This window comes from Streptomyces sp. NPDC098781 (genome assembly GCF_044759995.1).
Lineage (GTDB): Bacteria > Actinomycetota > Actinomycetes > Streptomycetales > Streptomycetaceae > Streptomyces.
Genome location: NZ_JBIWAK010000003.1, coordinates 1,069,415 through 1,090,869, shown reverse-complemented (window position 1 = coordinate 1,090,869; position 21,455 = coordinate 1,069,415). Strand labels below are relative to the sequence as shown.

Here is a 21,455-nt window from a genome sequence, read left to right as displayed (position 1 = left end):
GCGCGGTGGTCATCACCATGGGCAACCGCCCCGACGAGCTCCGCTCCCTCCTCGACTCGGTCGCCAAGCAGGACGGCGACCCGGTCGAGGTCGTCGTCGTCGGCAACGGCTCTCCGGTCCCCGAGGTCCCCGAAGGCGTACGCACCGTCGAACTGCCCGAGAACCTCGGCATCCCCGGCGGCCGCAACATCGGCATCGAGGCGTTCGGCCCCAGCGGCCGGGACGTCGACATATTGCTCTTCCTCGACGACGACGGACTGCTCGCCCTGCACGACACCGCCGAACTGTGCCGCCAGGCGTTCACGGCCGACCCCAGCCTCGGCATCGTCAGCTTCCGCATCGCCGACCCGGACACCGGCGTCACCCAGCGCCGCCACGTGCCCCGGCTGCGGGCCTCCGACCCGATGCGCTCCTCCCGGGTCACCACCTTCCTCGGCGGCGCCAACGCCGTACGCACCCGGGTCTTCGCGGAAGTCGGAGCCCTGCCGGACGAATTCTTCTACGCGCACGAGGAAACCGACCTGGCATGGCGGGCCCTCGACGCGGGCTGGATGATCGACTACCGGTCCGACATGGTGCTGTTCCACCCGACGACCGCGCCCTCGCGGCACGCGGTCTACCACCGCATGGTCGCCCGCAACCGCGTCTGGCTCGCCCGCCGCAACCTTCCCGCCCCCCTTGTCCCGGTCTATCTGGGCGTGTGGATGCTGCTCACTCTCGCCCGGCGCCCCTCCCGCCCCGCCCTCAGGGCATGGTTCGGCGGATTCAGGGAAGGCTGGACGACTCCGTGCGGTCCCCGCAGGCCCATGAAGTGGCGTACGGTGTGGCGGCTGACTCGACTGGGCCGACCTCCTGTCATCTGACAGGCTCGACCCTGAGAGCGACCGGACCGTTACCCCGGCCCCAGGTACATGCCAGGCCCGCACAGGCCGTGCATCTCGAAGACGAAAGTTTCAACCGGTGAGTGAGACAACGCACGACGGCTCGGTCGCGGTGAGCGCGCCGCCGTCGCCCGACGACGGACTGACGGCGGCCCAGCTCGCCGCCAAGTACGGGCTGGCTGTGAGCGGCGCCCGGCCGTCGCTGTTCGAGTACGTCCGCCAGCTCTGGGACCGGCGGCACTTCATCCTCGCGTTCTCGCGGGCGAAGCTGACCGCCCAGTACAGCCAGGCGAAGCTGGGCCAGCTCTGGCAGGTGGCCACCCCGCTGCTCAACGCCGCCGTGTACTTCTTCATCTTCGGCGTGATCCTGGAGGCCGACCGGGGCATGCCCCGCGAGGTGTACATCCCCTTCCTGGTCACCGGCGTCTTCGTGTTCACCTTCACCCAGAGCTCGGTGATGGCGGGCGTCCGCGCGATCTCGGGCAACCTGGGCCTTGTGCGGGCCCTGCATTTCCCGCGCGCCTCGCTGCCCATCTCCTTCGCGCTCCAGCAGCTCCAGCAGCTGCTGTTCTCGATGATCGTGCTGTTCGCCGTGGCGATCGGCTTCGGCAGCTTCCCGAAGCTCAGCTGGGTGCTGATCCTGCCGGTGCTGGCCCTCCAGTTCCTGTTCAACACCGGCCTCGCCATGATCATGGCCCGCGCCGGCTCCAAGACCCCGGACCTGGCACAACTCATGCCGTTCGTGATGCGTACGTGGATGTACGCGTCCGGCGTGATGTTCTCCATCCCGGTCATGCTGGCCAACAAGCCGCAGTGGATCGCCACCGTCCTTCAGTGGAACCCGGCCGCGGTCTACATGGACCTGATGCGGTTCGCCCTGATCGACGGCTACGGCTCCTCGAACCTGCCCGACCACGTCTGGGCGGCGGCGGCCGGCTGGGCCGTGCTGTTCGCCGTGGGCGGCTTCGTGTACTTCTGGAAGGCGGAGGAGAGGTACGGCCGTGGCTGAGCAGAACACCGACGCACAGATCCCCACCGTCATCGCGGACGAGCTGCACATCGTCTACCGCGTCAACGGCGCCAAGTCCGGCAAGGGCAGCGCCACCGCCGCCCTCAGCCGGATCATGAAGCGCGGCGAGGAGCGCGGTGTGCGCAAGGTGCACGCCGTCCGCGGTGTCTCCTTCGTCGCCTACCGCGGCGAGGCCATCGGCCTGATCGGCTCCAACGGCTCCGGCAAGTCCACCCTGCTGCGTGCCATCGCCGGCCTGCTCCCGCCGGAGAAGGGCAAGGTCTACACCGACGGCCAGCCCTCGCTGCTCGGTGTGAACGCGGCCCTGATGAACGACCTCACCGGCGAGCGGAACGTCATATTGGGCGGGCTCGCCATGGGCATGTCCCGCGAGCAGATCAAGGAGCGCTACCAGGGGATCGTCGACTTCTCGGGCATCAACGAGAAGGGCGACTTCATCACGCTCCCCATGCGCACCTACTCCTCCGGCATGGCGGCCCGGCTGCGCTTCTCCATCGCGGCGGCCAAGGACCACGACGTCCTCATGATCGACGAGGCGCTGGCCACCGGCGACCGCAAGTTCCAGAAGCGCTCCGAGGACCGCATCCGCGAGCTGCGCAAGGAAGCCGGCACCGTGTTCCTCGTCAGCCACAACAACAAGTCCATCCGGGACACCTGCAACCGCGTGCTGTGGCTGGAACGTGGCGAGCTGCGTATGGACGGACCGACCGACGAGGTCCTCAAGGAGTACGAGAAGTTCACGGGCAAGTAGTCCACCCGGGCATGGGCCGAGCGGCCCAGCGTCTTTACCGGAGCCCCGCCGGAACTGTCCCGGCGGGGCCCGCGTCTGCAAAGGAAACGTCAACTCCGGCTGGCTTGAGGAATCTTGACGCCAATCGGTGTGTTGTTGTGATGTGCAGGACACCCCCACGGGCCACGCCGCGTTGTACAACGTAAGCTGTACTGGTACCGAAACGCGGCAAGTGGGGCGATAAGGCGTGACACCCCCTCACTCCGGGCTCCGGCGCGGACGACCGGGCGGCGTGTCCGAAATAGTGTGCATTGGGTCAGCGGTGTAGAACGGGAGATGTGACGGCAATGGCTACGGAAACTCCCCAGCTCAACGCACCCGCCTGCGCCGTCCCCGCCCCGGGCAGTCCACGGTGACGGCAACCGGCACGCACCCGGACGACGCGGAGCGCGGCACGCTCGACAAGGCCGCCGCGGAGAACTTCCCCGTGGCGCCGTTCTTCCTGCCCAGGGCCTGGCGAACCGACCTCATGGCCGTCTACGGCTTCGCCCGCCTGGTCGACGACATCGGCGACGGCGATCTCGCCCCCGGCGGCGCCGACGCCCGCCTCCTCGGCGTGTCGGCCGAGGACGCCGACGACCCCCTGGTCCTGCTCGACGCCTTCGAGGCCGATCTGCGCCGGGTCTTCGACGGCATGCCCCGTCATCCCCTGCTGCGCCGCCTCCAGCCGACCGTCCGCCGCCGCTCGCTGACCCCCGAGCCCTTCCTCGGCCTGATCGCCGCCAACCGCCAGGACCAGCTCGTGGGGCGCTACGAGACCTACGACGATCTGCTTGCCTACTGCGAACTGTCCGCCAACCCCGTCGGCCGCCTGGTCCTCGCCGTCACCGGCACGGCCACGCCCGAGCGGATCCGCCGCTCCGACGCCGTGTGCACCGCCCTCCAGATCGTCGAGCACCTCCAGGACGTCACCGAGGACCTCGGCCGTGACCGCATCTATCTGCCCGCGGCGGACATGAAACACTTTCACGTCCAGGAAACCGACCTGGCGGCAGAAACAGCGGGCGCATCGGTGCGCGCACTGGTCGCGTACGAAGCCGAACGTGCCCGAAGCCTCCTGAATGAAGGCACCCCCCTGGTGGGTAGCGTCCACGGCAGGCTGAAGCTGCTGCTCGCGGGTTTCGTGGCGGGGGGAAGGGCGGCGATCGGTGCGATCGCCGCCGCCGAATACGACGTACTTCCCGGCCCGCCCAAGGCCAGCAAGCTCCGGCTGCTGCGTGAGGTGGGCGTGACTCTGCGAGGAGAGGGGTGATCCGGACCGTGGAGTCTGCACCACACGCGTCCGCACCGGTACTCGCCGCCTACAGATACTGCGAGGCCGTCACCGGACAGCAGGCCCGTAACTTCGCCTACGGCATCAGGCTGCTGCCCACGCCCAAGCGCCGGGCCATGTCGGCGCTGTACGCGTTCTCGCGCCGCGTCGACGACATCGGCGACGGCGCCCTGACCGACGACGTCAAGGTCGCCAGGCTCGAGGACACCCGCCGGCTGCTGACCCGGATCCGGGACCGGTCCGTCGACGAGGACGACGTCGACCCCGTCGCCGTGGCCCTCGCCCATGCCGCCGACGCGTTCCCGATCCCGCTCGGCGGACTGGACGAGCTGATCGACGGCGTCCTGATGGACGTGCGCGGTGAGACCTATGAGACCTGGGACGATCTGAAGGTCTACTGCCGCTGTGTGGCGGGCGCCATCGGGCGGCTCTCGCTCGGCGTGTTCGGTACCGAACCGGGAGCGCGTGGCGCCGAGCGCGCACCGGAGTACGCCGACACGCTCGGTCTGGCCCTCCAGCTCACCAACATCCTGCGGGACATCCGCGAGGACGCCGAGGGAGGGCGCACCTATCTGCCCTCCGACGACCTCGCCAAGTTCGGCTGCTCGGCCGGCTTCAGCGGGCCGACCCCGCCGGAGGGCTCCGACTTCGCGGGTCTCGTGCACTTCGAGGTGCGACGGGCCCGCGCCCTGTTCGCCGAGGGCTACCGGCTGCTGCCCATGCTCGACCGGCGCAGCGGGGCCTGTGTCGCCGCCATGGCCGGCATCTACCGCCGTCTCCTGGACCGCATCGAGCGCGACCCGGAGGCCGTGCTGCGCGGCCGGGTCGCGCTGCCGGGCCGGGAGAAGGCCTACGTCGCGGTGCGCGGCCTGTCGGGTCTGGACACCCGGCATGTGACCCGAACCGTCAGGAGGCGCGCCTGATGGACATTTCGGTCCAAGGTGATGCCATCGGGGAAAAGCGGCGGGCAACCCTCCGCCGCCGATCGGCGTCCCTGACTGAGACGACCGGCCGTGCACCGTTCAAGCACCGGCACGGCGGTCGTGCAGGGGAGGGTGCACGATGACCGACGGCACACGGCCAGAGGGGTCGCTCGCGGACATCCCGAAACACTCCGGGAGGGACGCCGTCGTGATCGGCGGCGGGCTCGCCGGCATCACCGCCGCGCTCGCGCTCGCCGACGCCGGAGTGAGCGTCACCCTGATCGAGGGCAGGCCGAGGCTGGGCGGCCTCGCCTTCTCCTTCCAGCGCGGCGACCTGACCGTCGACAACGGCCAGCATGTGTACCTGCGATGCTGCACCGCCTACCGCTGGTTCCTCGACCGCATCGAGGGCACCGCGCTGGCGCCGTTGCAGAACCGTCTCGACGTGCCCGTGGTCGACGTCGACCGCCCCGAGGGCCGCCGGCTCGGCAGACTGCGGCGCGACGCGCTGCCCGTACCCCTGCACCTGGGCCGGAGCCTCGCGACCTATCCGCATCTCTCCCTCGCCGAGCGTGCCAAGGTCGGCCGTGCCGCGCTCGCGCTCAAGGGGCTCGACCTCACCGATCCGGCCCTGGACACCCAGGACTTCGGCAGCTGGCTGACCGCGCACGGTCAGTCGGCGCGTGCCGTCGAGGCCCTGTGGGACCTGGTCGGGGTCGCCACCCTCAACGCGGTCGCGGGCGACGCCTCGCTGGGACTCGCCGCGATGGTGTTCAAGACCGGTCTGCTGTCCGACCCGGGCGCGGCCGACATCGGATGGGCGCGCGTCCCGCTGGGCGAACTGCATGACCGGCTGGCCCGCAAGGCGCTCGACGCCGCGGGCGTCCGTACCGAGGTCCGTACACGCGTCACCTCCATCTCCACTGACGACAACGGCCGTTGGAGCGTTCAGGTTCCCGGCGAGACACTCCGCGCGGACGCGGTCGTGCTCGCGGTCGCCCAGCGCGAGGCGTACGACCTGCTGCCCGGCGGCGCCCTCGACGCCCCGAAACAGCTTCTGGAGATCGGCACCGCGCCGATCCTCAACGTCCATGTCGTCTACGACCGGAAGGTGCTGAGCAGGCCGTTCCTCACGGCCCTCGGCACCCCGGTGCAGTGGGTGTTCGACCGCACCGAGGCATCCGGGCTGCGGGACGGCCAGTACCTCGCCCTGTCCCAGTCGGCCGCGCAGGACGAGATCGACGAGCCGGTCGCCGCCCTGCGCGAGAGGTATCTGCCCGAGCTGGAGCGGCTGTTGCCCAGGACGCGCGGCGCACAGGTGAAGGACTTCTTCGTGACCAGGGAGCGCACCGCGACGTTCGCTCCCACCCCAGGCGTCGGGCGGCTGCGGCCCGGCGCCCGTACCAATGCCCCCGGCCTGTACCTGGCCGGAGCGTGGACCGCCACAGGGTGGCCCGCGACCATGGAGAGTGCGGTCCGCAGTGGCGTGAGTGCGGCCGGCGCCGCGCTGAGCGCCCTGGGCCGGCCCCGCCCCAGCCACCTCTTCGACGTCGAGGAGGCGGCCTGATGCTGAACGAGCGCACGGCGGCAGGCCCCCGCACCCCCGGTACCGCAACAAGAGGAGAGAACGTGCCCACTGTGCCCCCGGCCTCGAAGGCCGCTCGAGCGACCGCGGCGGACGTCACCGCGCTCCTGGAGCGCGGTAGGACCCTGACCACCCCGGTACTGCGGGCGGCCGTCGACCGCCTGGCCCCTCCCATGGACACCGTTTCCGCCTACCACTTCGGCTGGATCGACGCCGACGGCAACCCCACGGCCGGCGACGGCGGCAAGGCCGTGCGCCCCGCCCTCGCGCTGCTCTCCGCCGAGGTCACCGGTGCCGCGCCCGAGGTCGGCATCCCCGGCGGCGTCGCCGTCGAGCTGGTCCACAACTTCTCGCTGCTGCACGACGACCTGATGGACGGCGACGAGCAGCGCCGGCACCGCGACACGGTCTGGAAGGTGCACGGCCCGGCCCAGGCCATCCTCGTCGGCGACGCCCTGTTCGCCCTCGCCAACGAGATCCTGCTGGAGCTCGGCACCGTCGAGGCGGGCCGCGCCACCCGTCGCCTCATCACCGCGACCCGCGCCCTCATCGACGGCCAGGCGCAGGACATCTCCTACGAGCACCGCGACCGCGTCGGCGTCGAGGAGTGCCTGGAGATGGAGGGCAACAAGACCGGCGCGCTGATCGCCTGCGCCAGCTCCATCGGCGCGGTGCTCGCGGGCGCCGACGACCGCACCGCCGACGCCCTCCAGATGTACGGACACCACCTCGGCCTCGCCTTCCAGGCCGTCGACGACCTGCTCGGCATCTGGGGCGACCCGGTCTCCACCGGCAAGCAGACCTGGAGCGACCTGCGCCAGCGCAAGAAGTCCCTGCCGGTCGTGGCCGCGCTCGCGGCGGGCGGCTCCGCGTCCGAGCGGCTCGGCGAGATCCTCGCCGCCGACGCCAAGAGCAGCGACTTCGAGAACTTCTCCGAAGAGGAGTTCGCCGCCCGCGCCGCCCTCATCGAGGAGGCGGGCGGCCGCGAGTGGACCGCCGAAGAGGCACGCCGTCAGCACACCGTCGCCGTCGAGGCCCTCGACGCCGTCGACATGCCCGAGCGGGTACGGGCGCAGTTCACGGCGCTGGCCGACTTCGTCGTCGTACGAAAGAGATGATCACCACCGGGCGAAAAGAGATGATCAGTATCGGTCGAATAGCCCTCGCGTAGTCGCCGGCCGGTGCCGCTGCAACCAGCGCACCGGCCGACGGCGGACCCACAGCAGACGCACTACCTGTAGCACTGCACGAAGGGGAAGCCATGACAGCGACGACCGACGGAAGCGCCGGGGCACTACCGCCCCGGGCAGCCGCGGCCACCCAGAGCGAGACCCCCGTGGCGGCCGGGGTGCACGAGACCGCCGTACACGCCGTTCGGCGCGCCACCGACTTCCTGCTGGCGAAGCAGGACGCCCAGGGCTGGTGGAAGGGCGACCTCGAGACGAACGTCACCATGGACGCCGAGGACCTTCTGCTCCGTCAGTTCCTCGGCATCCGGGACGAGAAGACCACGCGGGCCGCGGCGCTCTTCATCCGCGGCGAGCAGCGCGAGGACGGCACCTGGGGCACTTTCTACGGGGCCCCCGGCGAACTCTCCGCCACCATCGAGGCGTACGTCGCCCTCCGCCTGGCCGGTGACGCGCCGGACGCGCCGCACATGGCGAAGGCCTCCGCCTGGATCCGGCAGCGGGGCGGCATCGCCGCCTCCCGGGTCTTCACCCGCATCTGGCTCGCCCTGTTCGGCTGGTGGAAGTGGGAGGACCTGCCCGAACTCCCGCCGGAGCTCATCTACTTCCCCACGTGGGTCCCGCTCAACATCTACGACTTCGGGTGCTGGGCCCGCCAGACCATCGTCCCGCTGACGATCGTCTCCGCGAAGCGCCCGGTCAGGCCCGCGCCCTTCCCGCTCGACGAACTGCACAAGAACCCCGCCAACCCCAACCCGTCCAAGCCCCTCGCGCCCGCGACGAGTTGGGACGGCGCCTTCCAGCGGCTCGACAAGGCACTGCACCAGCTGCGCAAGGTCGCCCCGCGCAGGCTGCGCGAGGCGGCCATGAACAGCGCCGCCCGCTGGATCATCGAGCGGCAGGAGAACGACGGCTGTTGGGGCGGCATCCAGCCTCCGGCCGTGTACTCGATCATCGCGCTGCATCTGCTCGGCTACGACCTCGAACACCCCGTGATGCGCGAGGGGTTGGCGTCGCTGGACCGGTTCGCGGTCTGGCGCGAGGACGGGGCCCGCATGATCGAGGCCTGCCAGTCACCGGTGTGGGACACCTGCCTCGCGACCATCGCGCTGGCGGACGCGGGCGTCCCCGCCGACCACCCGCAGCTCGTCAAGGCCGCGGACTGGATGCTCGGCGAGGAGATCGTCAGGCCCGGTGACTGGGCGGTCAAGCGACCCGAACTGCCGCCGGGTGGCTGGGCGTTCGAGTTCCACAACGACAACTACCCCGACATCGACGACACCGCCGAGGTGGTCCTCGCACTGCGCCGGGTCAGACATCACGACCCGGAGCGAGTGGAGAAGGCGATCGGCCGCGGGGTGCGCTGGAACCTCGGCATGCAGTCGAGGAACGGGGCCTGGGGCGCCTTCGACGTCGACAACACCAGCCCCTTCCCCAACCGGCTGCCCTTCTGCGACTTCGGCGAGGTCATCGACCCTCCGTCGGCGGACGTCACCGCGCACGTCGTCGAGATGCTCGCGGTCGAGGGCCTCGCCCACGACCCACGCACCCGGCGCGGCATCCGCTGGCTGCTCGCCGAGCAGGAGCCGGACGGCTCGTGGTTCGGGCGCTGGGGCGTGAACTACGTCTACGGCACCGGATCGGTCGTACCGGCCCTGGTGGCCGCCGGTATGCCGGGCTCGCATCCGGCGATCCGCCGCGCCGTCACCTGGCTGGAGTCCGTCCAGAACGACGACGGCGGCTGGGGCGAGGACCTGCGCTCCTACAAGAACGTCAAGGAGTGGAGCGGCCGGGGCGCCTCCACCGCCTCGCAGACCGCGTGGGCGCTGATGGCGCTGCTCGCGGCGGAGGAGAAGGACTCCAAGGCCGTCGAGCGGGGCGTCGAGTGGCTCGCGGCCACCCAGCGGGAGGACGGCTCATGGGACGAGCCGTACTTCACCGGCACCGGGTTCCCCTGGGACTTCTCGATCAACTATCACCTCTACCGGCAGGTCTTCCCGCTGACCGCGCTCGGCCGGTACGTCCACGGGGAGCCCTTCTCCGACCGGCACGAGAAGCCGCTCACCGAGGCCAGGGTGAGCTGATGAGCCCACAGCCCGCCCCGGTCCCGCTGCTGATCGCCTGCGCGCTCGGCATCGAGCAGTTCGCCCTGCGCACGAGCGAGCGCGGCGGGGCGGGCGGGCCGGTCACCGTGCTCCGTACGGGCATGGGGCCGAAGGCCGCCGAGCGCTCCGTCACCCGGATGCTGGCCGACCCCGCCCTCGGCGGGGCCGCCGTGCTCGCCACCGGCTTCTGCGCGGGGCTCGCCCCCGGGATGCACCCCGGCGATCTGGTCGTCGCCGAGGAGACCCGGGATCCGGCGGGAACCGTTCCGTGCGTCGGGACCGACCTACTCGTCAAGGAACTCGCGCGGACCGTCCCCGGTCGCGCCGTCCACACCGGACCGCTCACCGGCTCCGATCATGTCGTCCGAGGTCAGGAACGGTCCGACCTGCTCGCGACCGGCGCAATCGCGGTCGACATGGAGTCCGCGGTCACGCTCCTGAGCGCCGTGCGAACGGGCGAGCGCCCGGTTGCGGCCGTCCGGGTGGTCGTGGACGCTCCAGAACATGAACTCGTCCGGATCGGCACGTTGCGCGGTGGAATATCGGCTTTCCGCGTCCTTCGTTCCGTTCTACCCGCATTCTACGAATGGCACCGTTCTTTGCTGCTCCCCCGGAGGTGAGCCAGATGGCCATGCCGCTGCGTCAGTCCATCAAGGTCGCTACATACTTGGCCGAACAGAAGCTCCGCAGGCGGGACAAGTTTCCGCTGATCGTCGAGCTGGAACCGCTTTTCGCCTGCAACCTCAAGTGCGAGGGCTGCGGCAAGATCCAGCACCCGGCCGGGGTTCTCAAGCAGCGCATGCCGGTGGCCCAGGCCGTGGGGGCGGTGCTCGAATCCGGTGCCCCGATGGTGTCCATCGCCGGCGGTGAGCCCCTGATGCACCCGCAGATCGACGAGATCGTGCGGCAGCTGGTGGCCAAGCGGAAGTACGTCTTCCTGTGCACCAACGCCCTGCTGATGCGCAAGAAGATGGACAAGTTCAAGCCCTCGCCGTACTTCGCCTTCGCCGTGCACATCGACGGCCTGCGCGAGCGCCACGACGAGTCCGTGGCCAAGGAGGGCGTGTTCGACGAGGCGGTCGAGGCGATCAAGGAGGCCAAGCGGCGCGGCTTCCGGGTCACCACCAACTCGACCTTCTTCAACACCGACACCCCGCAGACCATCGTCGAGGTGCTCAACTTCCTCAACGACGACCTCAAGGTCGACGAGATGATGATCTCGCCCGCCTACGCCTACGAGAAGGCCCCCGACCAGGAGCACTTCCTCGGCGTCGAGCAGACCCGTGAGCTGTTCAAGAAGGCCTTCGCGGGCGGCAACCGCCGCAAGTGGCGGCTGAACCACTCGCCGCTGTTCCTCGACTTCCTCGAGGGCAAGGTCGACTTCCCGTGCACCGCCTGGGCGATCCCGAACTACTCCCTCTTCGGCTGGCAGCGCCCCTGCTACCTGATGAGCGACGGGTACGTGCCCACGTACCGGGAGTTGATCGAGGAGACCGACTGGGACAAGTACGGCCGCGGCAAGGACCCGCGCTGCGCCAACTGCATGGCGCACTGCGGCTACGAGCCCACCGCCGTCCTCGCCACCATGGGCTCGCTGAAGGAGTCGCTGCGCGCCATGCGCGAGACGGTCTCCGGAAACCGGGAGTGAGGCCATGACCGCCATCCCCTTGGGCGTCCCCGAGGTACCGGTCCGGCCGATCGCCGAGCGGCGAGTGTCGCGGCAGATCCAGGTCGGCCCGGTGGCGGTCGGGGGCGATGCCCCGGTGTCGGTGCAGTCGATGACGACGACCCGTACGTCCGACATCGGCGCCACCCTCCAGCAGATCGCCGAGCTGACGGCCTCCGGGTGCCAGATCGTGCGCGTCGCCTGTCCGACACAGGACGACGCGGACGCGCTGGCGACCATCGCCCGCAAGTCGCAGATCCCGGTGATCGCGGACATCCACTTCCAGCCCAAGTACGTGTTCGCCGCGATCGAGGCCGGCTGTGCGGCCGTACGCGTCAATCCCGGCAACATCAAGCAGTTCGACGACAAGGTCAAGGAGATCGCGCGGGCCGCGAAGGACCACGGCACTCCGATCCGGATCGGCGTCAACGCGGGGTCCCTCGACCGGCGGCTGCTCCAGAAGTACGGCAAGGCGACACCCGAGGCGCTCGTGGAGAGCGCGCTGTGGGAGGCGTCGCTGTTCGAGGAGCACGACTTCCGGGACATCAAGATCTCGGTCAAGCACAACGACCCGGTCGTGATGATCGAGGCGTACCAGCAGCTCGCGGCCCAGTGCGACTATCCGTTGCACCTCGGCGTGACCGAGGCCGGGCCCGCCTTCCAGGGCACGATCAAGTCGGCGGTCGCGTTCGGCGCGCTGCTGTCGCGGGGCATCGGCGACACCATCCGGGTCTCGCTGAGCGCCCCGCCCGCCGAGGAGGTCAAGGTCGGCATCCAGATCCTGGAGTCGCTGAACCTGCGGCAGCGGAGGCTGGAGATCGTCTCCTGCCCTTCGTGCGGGCGCGCGCAGGTCGACGTCTACAAGCTGGCCGACGAGGTCACGGCCGGCCTGGACGGCATGGAGGTGCCGCTGCGGGTGGCCGTCATGGGCTGTGTGGTCAACGGCCCCGGTGAGGCACGGGAGGCCGATCTGGGGGTCGCCTCCGGCAACGGCAAGGGGCAGATCTTCGTGAAGGGCGAGGTCATCAAGACCGTTCCCGAGTCGAAGATCGTCGAGACGCTGATCGAAGAGGCGATGAAGATCGCCGAGCAGATGGAGCAGGACGGGGACGCCACGGGCGCCTCCATCGTCACGGGGGAACCAGAAGTGACTGTGAGTTGAGGCAAGGCACGGACCGAGAGGGGGCCCGAGCGTGACGATTCTGGAGAGCATCCGGGGACCACGCGACCTGAAGGCGCTGTCCGAGGCGGAACTCGGCGAACTGTCCGACGAGATCAGGGAGTTCCTGGTGCACGCGGTCGCCAGGACCGGCGGACACCTCGGACCCAACCTGGGGGTGGTGGAACTCTCCATCGCGCTCCACCGGGTCTTCGAGTCGCCGGTGGACCGGATCGTCTGGGACACCGGTCACCAGAGCTATGTGCACAAGCTGCTGACCGGCCGTCAGGACTTTTCCAAGCTGCGCGGCAAGGGCGGCCTGTCCGGCTACCCCTCCCGTGAGGAGTCCGAGCACGACATCGTCGAGAACAGCCACGCCTCCACCGCGCTCGGCTGGGCCGACGGGCTCGCCAAGGCGCGCCAGGTGCAGGGGGAGAAGGGGCATGTCGTCGCGGTGATCGGCGACGGCGCGCTGACCGGCGGGATGGCCTGGGAGGCGCTGAACAACATCGCGGCGGCCAAGAACCGGCCACTGATCATCGTCGTCAACGACAACGAGCGGTCCTACGCCCCGACCATCGGGGGTCTCGCCAACCACCTGGCCACGCTGCGCACGACCGACAGCTACGAGCGGGTCCTGGCCTGGGGCAAGGAAGTACTGCAACGCACGCCCGTGGTCGGCAACACCGTCTACGAGGCACTGCACGGCGCCAAGAAGGGCTTCAAGGACGCCTTCGCGCCGCAGGGGCTCTTCGAGGATCTGGGCCTGAAGTACGTCGGCCCCATCGACGGACACGACATCGGCGCCGTCGAGTCCGCGCTCAGGCGTGCCAAACGTTTCCACGGGCCCGTGCTGATCCACTGCCTCACGGAGAAGGGACGCGGCTACGAACCCGCCCTCGCCCACGAGGAGGACCACTTCCACACCGTCGGCGTGATGGACCCGATGACCTGCGAGCCGCTCGCCCCGTCCAACGGGCCTTCCTGGACGTCGGTGTTCGGCGAGGAGATGGTACGGATCGGGGAGGAGCGGGAGGACGTCGTGGCGATCACGGCGGCCATGCTGCACCCGGTCGGGCTCGGCAAGTTCGCGGAGCGGTTCCCGGACCGGGTGTGGGATGTGGGGATCGCCGAACAGCACGCGGCCGTGTCGGCGGCGGGGCTCGCGACGGGCGGGCTGCATCCGGTCGTCGCCGTCTACGCCACGTTCCTGAACCGTGCCTTCGACCAACTGCTGATGGACGTCGCGCTGCACCGCTGCGGAGTGACGTTCGTGCTGGACCGGGCCGGCGTCACGGGCGCCGACGGGGCCTCCCACAACGGCATGTGGGACATGTCGATCCTCCAGGTCGTCCCCGGCCTCAGGATCGCCGCCCCGCGCGACGCCGACCAGCTGCGGGCACAGCTGCGCGAGGCCGTGGCCTGCGACGACGCGCCCACGCTCGTACGGTTCCCGAAGGAGTCGGTCGGGCCGTCGATCCCGGCGGTCGACCGGGTGGGCGGGCTGGACGTGCTGCACCGGTCCGGGCCGGAGGCGGACGTCCTTCTGGTCGCCGTCGGCGTGATGGCTCCGGTGTGCCTCCAGGCGGCCGAGCTGCTCCAGGCCCGCGGGATCGACTGCTCGGTCGTCGACCCGCGCTGGGTGAAGCCCGTCGACCCCGCACTCGCGCCGCTGGCCGCACAGCACCGGATGGTGGCCGTGGTCGAGGACAACAGCCGTTCGTCGGGGGTCGGCGCAGCCGTCGCGCTGGCGCTGTGCGACGCCGATGTCGATGTGCCGGTTCGGCGGTTCGGCATCCCGGAGCAGTTCCTCGCGCACGCCAAGCGGGCCGAGGTGCTCGCCGACATCGGGCTCACACCCGTGGAGATCGCCGGCCGGATCAGCGCGAGCCTGGCCCTCAAGGAGGCCGAGGGCGGCCCCGCCGACGACGGCCAGGACGGTCGTACCGTCGTACCGGTCAAGGAGAAAGCCGAATGACCACGGAGTTCGACCTCGGCCGCCTGCTCGCCGAGCGCGGGGCCGAGCGTTACGAGCTGCACGGCAAGCACCTGAACCACCAGCTGCCGCGCATGCTGCACACCATCGGCTTCGACAAGGTCTACGTGCGGGCCGAGGGCGCGTACTTCTGGGACGCGGACGGCGACGACTACCTGGACATGCTCGCCGGCTTCGGGGTGATGGGGCTGGGGCGCCACCATCCCGTCGTCCGCAAGGCGCTGCACGACGTCCTGGACGCACAGCTCGCCGACCTCACCCGCTTCGACTGCCAGCCGCTGCCCGGGCTGCTGGCGGAGAAGCTGCTGGCGCACAGCCCGCACCTGGACCGGGTGTTCTTCGGCAACAGCGGCACGGAGGCCGTGGAGACCGCCCTGAAGTTCGCGCGGTTCGTCACCGGCAGGCCCAGGATCCTGTACTGCGAGCACGCCTTCCACGGGCTGACCACCGGTTCGCTGTCCGTCAACGGCGAGTCCGGCTTCCGGGACGGCTTCGCCCCGCTGCTGCCGGACACGGCCGTACCACTCGGCGATCTCGACGCCCTGGCGCGGGAGCTGAAGAAGGGCGACGTGGCCGCCTTGATCGTCGAGCCGATCCAGGGCAAGGGCGTGCACGAGACGCCGCCCGGCTATCTGCGGGCCGCCCAGGAACTGCTGCACCGGCACAAGGCGCTGCTCATCGCCGACGAGGTGCAGACCGGGCTGGGCCGCACCGGGGACTTCTACGCCTACCAGCACGAGGACGGGGTCGAGCCGGACCTGGTGTGCGTGGCCAAGGCGCTGTCCGGCGGGTATGTGCCCGTGGGCGCCACGCTCGGCAAGGACTGGATCTTCAAGAAGGTCTACTCGTCGATGGACCGGGTGCTGGTCCACTCGGCGAGCTTCGGGTCCAACGCGCAGGCCATGGCGGCCGGGCTCGCGGTCCTGTCCGTGCTGGAGAACGAGCAGATCGTCGCCAACGCGCGGGCGACCGGGGAGCAGCTGAGGTCCCGGCTCGCGGCGCTGACCGACAAGTACGAGCTGCTCGCCGACGTCCGCGGCCGGGGCCTGATGGTCGGCATCGAGTTCGGCCGTCCCGACTCGCTGAAGCTGCGAAGCCGCTGGACCATGCTCCAGGCCGCGCGCAAGGGCCTCTTCGCGCAGATGGTCGTCGTACCGCTGCTGCGACGGCACCGCATCCTCACGCAGGTCTCCGGCGATCATCTGGAGGTCATCAAGCTGATCCCGCCGCTGATCATCGGCGAGCGGGAGGTGGACCGCTTCGTCGACGCCTTCACCGATGTGATGGACGACGCACACAGCGGGGGCGGGCTGATGTGGGACTTCGGCAAGACACTGATCAAGCAGGCGGTCGCCAACCGCTAGAGGACATCGACGCGCGCCCGGTCGCCGCGGTCGCACGCGCAGGCGGCGGCCTTCACCGCCGCCCTCCGTCTCGGGCACTCGCCGGTCGTTTGCCTCTGAGGCAATAAATTTGCCGCAGAGGCAAGCCTGGGGCTGAATGGAGGGCATGAGCTCTCCCGACACCGAGCCGGAACCCGGGGTCGCGGCCGACGAGACGGGGCTGGTCGATGCCCTGCCCGCCGTCGCGCCCCAGCTCCGCGCGCTGCGCCGCCGCGCCTCCCTCACCCTGGAGGCCGCGTCCCGCGCCGCCGGACTGTCGCCCGCCCACCTCTCCCGACTGGAGACCGGGCAGCGCCAGCCCTCCCTGCCGATGCTGCTCGCCCTCGCCCGTATCTACGGTACGACGGTCTCCGAGCTGCTCGGCGAGACGGTCGCCGACCGGCACGCCGTCGTACGCGTCGACGACATGGAACCGACCGCGGCCGGCGGCTGGACCTACCGGCAGGCCGGCGCACCCGGGCGCGGGATGCAGGCGCTGCGCGTCCATGTGCCCTACGACACCCAGGGCGACATCGTGCGCGTGCACCCCGGCGAGGAGTGGCTCTACGTGCTCCACGGGCGGCTGCGCCTGCGCCTCGGAGACACCACGCACCGGCTCGCGCCCGGTGACAGCGCGCATTTCGACTCGCTCACCCCGCACCGGATCGCCGCCCAGGACCAGGGCGGGGTCGAGTTGCTGTTCGTCCACACCTTGCTACAGAGCCCCACGGCCGCCCTGTGCCTGGGCCCCACGATCGGAGAGACGCCATGAGTGACATGGAGGAGAAGTTCCCGCGCGCCCTTTGGGTGCGGCTCATCATCTACATCGCGGTGGGACACGTCTTCGCCGCCTTCGTGTACTTCCTGTTCGAGGCGGGCGGCGGGCAGTAGGCGTCGCGGGCGCGCGGCAGCGGCCGGGCGTCAGTCGAGCAGCCGCTCCCGCAGGCGCTCCCGGGTCTCCGGAGTGATCCGCAGGCCCTGCTCCAGGTAGGTGTCGACGCCGCCCCAGGTCTCCTCGATCGTCTCGAAGGCCGCCGTGAGGTACTCGGCCCGCGCGTCGAACAGCGGGCTGAGCAGCTCCATGATCTCGGGCGAGTAGACCGAGGCACCGCTGCCGTTGCGCTTCACCTTGTAGCGACGGTGCTTGGCGTTGGACTCCAGGTAGTCGGCGACGATCGCCTCGCGCTCCACGCCGAGGGAGAGCAGCGTCACAGCGATGGACAGGCCCGCGCGGTCCTTGCCGGCCGCACAGTGCATCAGGGCCGGCACGCTGTCCTCGGCCAGCGCGTGCAGCACCTGGGAGTGCTCGCCGGTGCGCTCCTTGATGATCGAACGGTAGGAGGCGATCATCCGGTTCGCCGCCTTGCCGTCCGCCAGGATCTCCCGCAGCTGGTCGAGATCGCCGTCCCGGACCATCTTCCAGAACTCCGCGCCGTCCGCCGGGTCCGACAGCGGCAGGTTCACATTGCGCACGCCCGGCAGCTCGACGTCCGGCCCTTCGAGCTTCTGATCGGCCGCGTTGCGGAAGTCGAAGATCGTGTGCAGCCCCAGGGAGTCGAGGAAGACGGCGTCCTCGGCGGTCGCGTGCGCGAGATGGCCGCTGCGGAAGAGTACCCCCTGCCGCACCCGTCGCCCGTCCACCGTCGGCAGTCCACCCACGTCACGGAAATTGCGAACCCCGGCCAGTTCAGGCTCGGTCGACGGGATCTGCTGCGTCACGGGGGCTCCTCCCAGTCGGCCCCGGCGGCGCGGCTCTGCGGTGCGGCCGACGGGGTGCGCTCTTGACGATACGACATGGATTCCGGGGCCAATGAGTTGTCCACAGGCGTTGCCCCGGGGCCGCCCGGCCCTAGATGATGTTGGTACTTGATCGCACCTGTTCGTCTCTGTGGGGGCTTGATGCTGGAGATCTCCGAAACGGGCCGTATCTGGCTCCTCTCCGGGCCGACCAGCAGTTACGCCGTCCATCTGACCGAGGGCGACGAGCTGCTGCACCTCCACTGGGGCCCGCGGATCGAACTCGCCGACGCCGAGGCCCTCGCCGTACGTCCGCTGCCGGAGCACTCGTCCTTCGAGTCCCCGCTCGACGGGCACGAGGAGTACCCGGTGGAGGGCGGCCCGCGTTTCGTGCGCCCCGCGCTGTCCGTGCGCGCCGAGGGGCGGCGCGGCACCGAGTGGGATTTCGTGCGGTACGAGTCCGAGGGTGACGAGCTGCGGTTGCGCTTTCGTGACGGCGGGCTGAACGTCACCCTGCACTACCGGATGCGCGACGACGTGGTGGAGCGCTGGGTGGCTCTGGACAACGAGGGGCCCGCGCTGGAGCTGCTGCGCGCCGACTCGGCCACCTGGACGCTGCCCTACCGGGAGGACTGGCGGCTGTCCCAGCTGCACGGCCGCTGGGGAGCGGAGTCCCGGCTGGTGCAGGCCCCGCTCACGTACGGCGAGAAGGTCATCGGCAGTCGCCGCGGGCACACCGGGCACCAGCATCTGCCGTGGGTCGCGCTCGACACGGACGCCACCGAGGAACGCGGCGAGGTCTACGGCTGTGCCCTCGCCTGGTCTGGGTCCTGGCGCATCGCCGTCGCCCAACTTCCGGACGCGCGCGTGCAGATCACCGGCGGGGCCGGACACGACGACTCGGGCCTGCTGCGGCTGGCCGCGGGGGAGTCCTTCACGACGCCCGTCTTCGCCGGCCTATGGAGCGACGGAGGCTTCGGCGGGGCCAGCCGCGCCTGGCACGCGTACCAGCGCGCGTATGTGATCCCTGACGCCGATACCAGGACCGGCCGGTGCTGTTCAACTCCTGGGAGGCGACCGAGTTCGACATCTCCGAGGAACAGCAGAGCGCGCTCGCTCGGCGGGCCGCGGCCATCGGTGTCGAGCTGTTCGTGGTGGACGACGGCTGGTTCGGCGCGCGCACCAGCGACCGCGCCGGGCTCGGCGACTGGACCCCCAACCCCGAGCGCTTCCCGTCCGGCCTCAAGCCGCTCGCCGAGCACGTGCACGAGCTCGGCATGCAGTTCGGCATCTGGGTCGAGCCGGAAATGGTCAATCCGGACAGCGAGCTGTATCGCGCCCACCCGGACTGGGTTCAGCACCAATCGGGACGAAAGCGTACGGAATTCCGCAATCAGCTCGTACTGAACCTCGCCCGCGATGACGTCCAGGAGTACCTCTGGGAACAGCTCCACGGGCTGCTCTCCAGCGCGCCGATCGACTATGTGAAGTGGGACTTCAACCGCTGCTTCGCCGACGCCGGCTGGCCCGGTGAGCCGTATCCGCAGCGCCTGTGGGTCGACCATGTGCGTGCCCTGTACGGCTTGCTCGACCGGCTGCGCGCGGCTCATCCCGGTGTCGCCTTCGAGTCCTGCTCGGGTGGCGGCGGACGGATCGACCTCGGCGTGCTGAGCCGCACGGACCAGGTGTGGACCTCGGACAACACCGACCCCCTCGACCGGCTCGCCATGCAGCACGGCTTCAGTCAGATCCACCCCGCCCGGGTCATGGCGGCCTGGGTCACCGACAGCCCGAACACCATGTTCAACGGGCGCGCGAGCTCGCTGCGCTTCCGTTTCGTCAGCGCCATGGCGGGGGTGCTCGGGGTCGGCGGCGACCTGGAGCGGTGGACCGAGGAGGAGCTCGCCGAGGCGCGGGAGTGGGTGACGCTCTACAAGGAGATCCGCCCCCTCGTGCAGCGGGGCCACCTGTACCGGCTGCGGCCCCCGCGGGGCGGGCTGAGCGCGGTGCAGTACGTGCTCGGGGACGAGACGGTCGTTCTCGCATGGCTTCAGGCTCAGAGCTTCGGCGAGCCCCTGCCGGCTCTGCGGCTCCGCGGTATCGACCCGACAGGTAGGTATGAATGCCCTGAAACGGGCGAAGTTCACCGAGGGGCTGTACTGGTGCATCACGGGCTGAAAGTCGACCTTCGGGGCGATCTGGATGCGGCAGTTATTCACCTCCGTCGCATCTAGCCGTTCTGTCCGAATTGCTGCCTTCATTCCAACTCGCTCTGGAATGAAGGAAGCTGGAGCGGTGTCACGTGAGCAGGGTCATATTCGTGACCGTGCGTCGTCCGTCATGTCCACGTAATTCACATGTTTTTCAAGGGGCTTTGAGTCGGGCGACGCCCCCAGAATTCACTCAGGGTGACCGGTAATTCCCACAAGGGATCAACAGGAACGCATTCGGACGGAACCCCTCACTTGTTCCCGTGCGTCTTCCTCGCTTACGTTCACGACCAATCCGGACGGACGCCTAATCCTGCCGCCGACCGGATCCCGCGCTAACTCACCCGTCCACGGCAGGAGCGGGGGACCCACAGGTACAACCGCCTGTTCCGGTCTCCGGAACGGCTTGGGGTCAAGTCGCGTCCCGACGCGGCCGGGCATCTCCAGCCCGCACCCGACAGCTCACCTCGCAGGCGCCGGAGAGGAATTCGCCATGCCCGCGAAGGGTAAGCACCGACGCCCGAAGTCCCTGCGCTTCACCCGCTCCATCGCCGTCGCCGGAACCGGTGGCGCCGCTCTCGCTCTCCCGCTGATGGGGGCCGCCGGCGCCCACGCCGCTCCCCAGCAGTCCGTTTCGGAAAAGGCCGTTCAGTCCCTTCCGGTCACCGGTGAGAAGGCCGCCGAGAAGAAGGCCGGCGACAAGAAGGCCGACGTGCGGACCTATTCGGTGAAGGTGGGCGATTACCTTTCGAAGATCGCCGACGAGCAGAACGTCAACGGTGGCTGGAAGCGGCTCTACGCCGACAACCGCTCGGCCGTCGGCGAGGACCCGTCGCTGATCCACCCGGGTCTGAAGCTCACGATCAACGGCAAGAAGGCCGCGACGAGCGCCCCCAAGTCCTCGTCGCCCGCCCCGTCTTCGTCCTCGTCGAAGACCCCCTCCAAGACCTCCTCGAAGCCGTCCACCGAGTCGGCCGAGAAGGATTCGAGCGCCTCGAAGGCGGCCGCGAAGACGACTTCGGCCGCCGACACCACGAGCACCGTCAACGGGTTCTCCGCCCCGCTGTCCGGCGCCTCCCTCGGCACCGGCTACAAGGTCGCGGGCAGCATGTGGTCCAGCGGCTACCACACCGGCGTCGACTTCGCCGCCGCCACCGGTACCCCGCTCAAGGCGGTCGGCCAGGGCACCGTCGTCTCCGCCGGCTGGGGTGGCGCGTACGGCAACCAGGTCGTCATCCAGCTCGCCGACGGCTACTACGCCCAGTACGCCCACCTGTCCTCGCTCTCCGTCTCGGCCGGCCAGACCGTGACCGCGGGCCAGCAGATAGGCCTCTCCGGCGCGACCGGCAACGTCACCGGCCCGCACCTGCACTTCGAGATCCGCACCACGCCGGACTACGGCTCCGACGTGGACCCGGTCGCCTACCTCCGCTCCAAGGGCGTCGCCATCGGCTGACGGCCCCCCGCGAAACCACCTGCCTGACACGCAGCCGAAGGCCGGACCCCCGATCCCCGGGTCCGGCCTTCGGCA

Annotated in this window: 18 protein-coding genes, 1 pseudogene and 1 riboswitch; of the genes and pseudogenes, 18 read left to right on the top strand and 1 reads right to left on the bottom strand. The window is 70.0% G+C overall.

Features of this window, described 5'->3' with window-relative positions:
* The first annotated feature begins 17 nt into the window (after positions 1-17).
* The 16 genes from ACIQWG_RS16650 to ACIQWG_RS16575 all read left to right on the top strand — a co-directional run bounded on the left by ACIQWG_RS16650 (position 18) and on the right by ACIQWG_RS16575 (position 16,868).
* Positions 18-863, top strand: a complete 846-nt coding sequence (locus ACIQWG_RS16650; protein ID WP_404095896.1) for a glycosyltransferase family 2 protein — start codon at positions 18-20, stop codon at positions 861-863.
* A 97-nt stretch (positions 864-960) separates the two neighbouring features.
* Positions 961-1,890: an ABC transporter permease gene (locus ACIQWG_RS16645; protein ID WP_404095701.1), complete on the top strand. Its 930-nt coding sequence runs from the start codon at positions 961-963 to the stop codon at positions 1,888-1,890.
* The gene (locus tag ACIQWG_RS16640) at positions 1,883-2,662 is read left to right on the top strand and encodes an ABC transporter ATP-binding protein (RefSeq protein WP_404095700.1); all 780 of its coding nucleotides are present in this window, start codon (positions 1,883-1,885) and stop codon (positions 2,660-2,662) included. The genes ACIQWG_RS16645 and ACIQWG_RS16640 overlap by 8 nt, the downstream gene beginning before the upstream one ends.
* 391 nt (positions 2,663-3,053) lie before the next feature.
* Complete coding sequence (hpnC, locus tag ACIQWG_RS16635) at positions 3,054-3,953, top strand: squalene synthase HpnC (protein ID WP_404095699.1); 900 nt, start codon at positions 3,054-3,056, stop codon at positions 3,951-3,953.
* Entirely contained in the window at positions 3,950-4,897 is a 948-nt protein-coding gene (gene hpnD / locus ACIQWG_RS16630; protein WP_404095698.1) for a presqualene diphosphate synthase HpnD, read from the top strand. The genes hpnC and hpnD overlap by 4 nt, the downstream gene beginning before the upstream one ends.
* Entirely contained in the window at positions 4,897-5,040 is a 144-nt protein-coding gene (locus ACIQWG_RS16625; protein ID WP_404095696.1) for a DUF6380 family protein, read from the top strand. Before hpnD ends, ACIQWG_RS16625 begins: the two co-directional genes overlap by 1 nt.
* Positions 5,037-6,464, top strand: a complete 1,428-nt coding sequence (gene hpnE / locus ACIQWG_RS16620; RefSeq protein ID WP_404095693.1) for a hydroxysqualene dehydroxylase HpnE — start codon at positions 5,037-5,039, stop codon at positions 6,462-6,464. Before ACIQWG_RS16625 ends, hpnE begins: the two co-directional genes overlap by 4 nt.
* A complete protein-coding gene (locus tag ACIQWG_RS16615) occupies positions 6,464-7,600 on the top strand; it encodes a polyprenyl synthetase family protein (RefSeq protein WP_404095690.1) in 1,137 nt (378 codons plus the stop codon). The genes hpnE and ACIQWG_RS16615 overlap by 1 nt, the downstream gene beginning before the upstream one ends.
* Before the next feature lie 143 nt (positions 7,601-7,743).
* Entirely contained in the window at positions 7,744-9,753 is a 2,010-nt protein-coding gene (gene shc / locus ACIQWG_RS16610; RefSeq protein WP_404095687.1) for a squalene--hopene cyclase, read from the top strand.
* Positions 9,753-10,394 (top strand): 1-hydroxy-2-methyl-2-butenyl 4-diphosphate reductase, encoded by a 642-nt coding sequence (locus tag ACIQWG_RS16605; protein WP_404095684.1) that lies wholly within the window; start codon positions 9,753-9,755, stop codon positions 10,392-10,394. Before shc ends, ACIQWG_RS16605 begins: the two co-directional genes overlap by 1 nt.
* Positions 10,395-10,399: 5 nt before the next feature.
* Positions 10,400-11,422, top strand: coding sequence for an adenosyl-hopene transferase HpnH (gene hpnH / locus ACIQWG_RS16600; protein ID WP_404095681.1), 1,023 nt, complete (start codon positions 10,400-10,402; stop codon positions 11,420-11,422).
* Positions 11,423-11,426: 4 nt separating this feature from the next.
* Positions 11,427-12,602, top strand: a complete 1,176-nt coding sequence (gene ispG / locus ACIQWG_RS16595) for a flavodoxin-dependent (E)-4-hydroxy-3-methylbut-2-enyl-diphosphate synthase (RefSeq protein WP_404095679.1) — start codon at positions 11,427-11,429, stop codon at positions 12,600-12,602.
* 31 nt (positions 12,603-12,633) lie between these two features.
* The gene (dxs, locus tag ACIQWG_RS16590; protein ID WP_404095676.1) at positions 12,634-14,577 is read left to right on the top strand and encodes a 1-deoxy-D-xylulose-5-phosphate synthase; all 1,944 of its coding nucleotides are present in this window, start codon (positions 12,634-12,636) and stop codon (positions 14,575-14,577) included.
* Positions 14,574-15,959 carry an aspartate aminotransferase family protein gene (locus ACIQWG_RS16585; protein WP_404095673.1) on the top strand — a complete coding sequence of 462 codons (1,386 nt, stop codon included), beginning with the start codon at positions 14,574-14,576 and terminating at the stop codon, positions 15,957-15,959. The genes dxs and ACIQWG_RS16585 overlap by 4 nt, the downstream gene beginning before the upstream one ends.
* Before the next feature lie 145 nt (positions 15,960-16,104).
* A complete protein-coding gene (locus ACIQWG_RS16580) occupies positions 16,105-16,749 on the top strand; it encodes a helix-turn-helix domain-containing protein (RefSeq protein WP_404095670.1) in 645 nt (214 codons plus the stop codon).
* The gene (locus ACIQWG_RS16575; RefSeq protein ID WP_108709603.1) at positions 16,746-16,868 is read left to right on the top strand and encodes a DUF6126 family protein; all 123 of its coding nucleotides are present in this window, start codon (positions 16,746-16,748) and stop codon (positions 16,866-16,868) included. The genes ACIQWG_RS16580 and ACIQWG_RS16575 overlap by 4 nt, the downstream gene beginning before the upstream one ends.
* A 30-nt stretch (positions 16,869-16,898) precedes the next feature.
* Here the strand turns inward: ACIQWG_RS16575 and ACIQWG_RS16570 are convergent, their stop codons facing one another.
* Positions 16,899-17,696: a tyrosine-protein phosphatase gene (locus ACIQWG_RS16570; RefSeq protein WP_404095667.1), complete on the bottom strand. Its 798-nt coding sequence runs from the start codon at positions 17,694-17,696 to the stop codon at positions 16,899-16,901.
* Positions 17,697-17,876: 180 nt separating this feature from the next.
* Between ACIQWG_RS16570 and ACIQWG_RS16565 the strand changes: the two are divergent.
* Both ACIQWG_RS16565 and ACIQWG_RS16560 read left to right on the top strand, forming a co-directional pair.
* A pseudogene (locus ACIQWG_RS16565) lies at positions 17,877-19,948 on the top strand (alpha-galactosidase).
* 307 nt (positions 19,949-20,255) lie between these two features.
* A riboswitch (cyclic di-AMP (ydaO/yuaA leader) is annotated at positions 20,256-20,413 on the top strand.
* Positions 20,414-20,417: 4 nt separating this feature from the next.
* Positions 20,418-21,380 carry a LysM peptidoglycan-binding domain-containing M23 family metallopeptidase gene (locus ACIQWG_RS16560; protein WP_404095665.1) on the top strand — a complete coding sequence of 321 codons (963 nt, stop codon included), beginning with the start codon at positions 20,418-20,420 and terminating at the stop codon, positions 21,378-21,380.
* Positions 21,381-21,455: the final 75 nt, after the last annotated feature.

What these genes read in the sequence shown, in the direction of transcription:
- ACIQWG_RS16650 (WP_404095896.1), top strand. Translation starts at nt 18, where the DNA reads ATGGGCAACCGCCCCGACGAGCTCCGCTCCCTCCTCGACTCGGTCGCC.
- ACIQWG_RS16625 (WP_404095696.1), top strand. Translation starts at nt 4,897, where the DNA reads ATGGACATTTCGGTCCAAGGTGATGCCATCGGGGAAAAGCGGCGGGCA.
- hpnE (WP_404095693.1), top strand. Translation starts at nt 5,037, where the DNA reads ATGACCGACGGCACACGGCCAGAGGGGTCGCTCGCGGACATCCCGAAA.
- ACIQWG_RS16615 (WP_404095690.1), top strand. Translation starts at nt 6,464, where the DNA reads ATGCTGAACGAGCGCACGGCGGCAGGCCCCCGCACCCCCGGTACCGCA.
- shc (WP_404095687.1), top strand. Translation starts at nt 7,744, where the DNA reads ATGACAGCGACGACCGACGGAAGCGCCGGGGCACTACCGCCCCGGGCA.
- ACIQWG_RS16605 (WP_404095684.1), top strand. Translation starts at nt 9,753, where the DNA reads ATGAGCCCACAGCCCGCCCCGGTCCCGCTGCTGATCGCCTGCGCGCTC.
- hpnH (WP_404095681.1), top strand. Translation starts at nt 10,400, where the DNA reads ATGGCCATGCCGCTGCGTCAGTCCATCAAGGTCGCTACATACTTGGCC.
- ispG (WP_404095679.1), top strand. Translation starts at nt 11,427, where the DNA reads ATGACCGCCATCCCCTTGGGCGTCCCCGAGGTACCGGTCCGGCCGATC.
- ACIQWG_RS16585 (WP_404095673.1), top strand. Translation starts at nt 14,574, where the DNA reads ATGACCACGGAGTTCGACCTCGGCCGCCTGCTCGCCGAGCGCGGGGCC.
- ACIQWG_RS16580 (WP_404095670.1), top strand. Translation starts at nt 16,105, where the DNA reads ATGAGCTCTCCCGACACCGAGCCGGAACCCGGGGTCGCGGCCGACGAG.
- ACIQWG_RS16575 (WP_108709603.1), top strand. Translation starts at nt 16,746, where the DNA reads ATGAGTGACATGGAGGAGAAGTTCCCGCGCGCCCTTTGGGTGCGGCTC.
- ACIQWG_RS16560 (WP_404095665.1), top strand. Translation starts at nt 20,418, where the DNA reads ATGCCCGCGAAGGGTAAGCACCGACGCCCGAAGTCCCTGCGCTTCACC.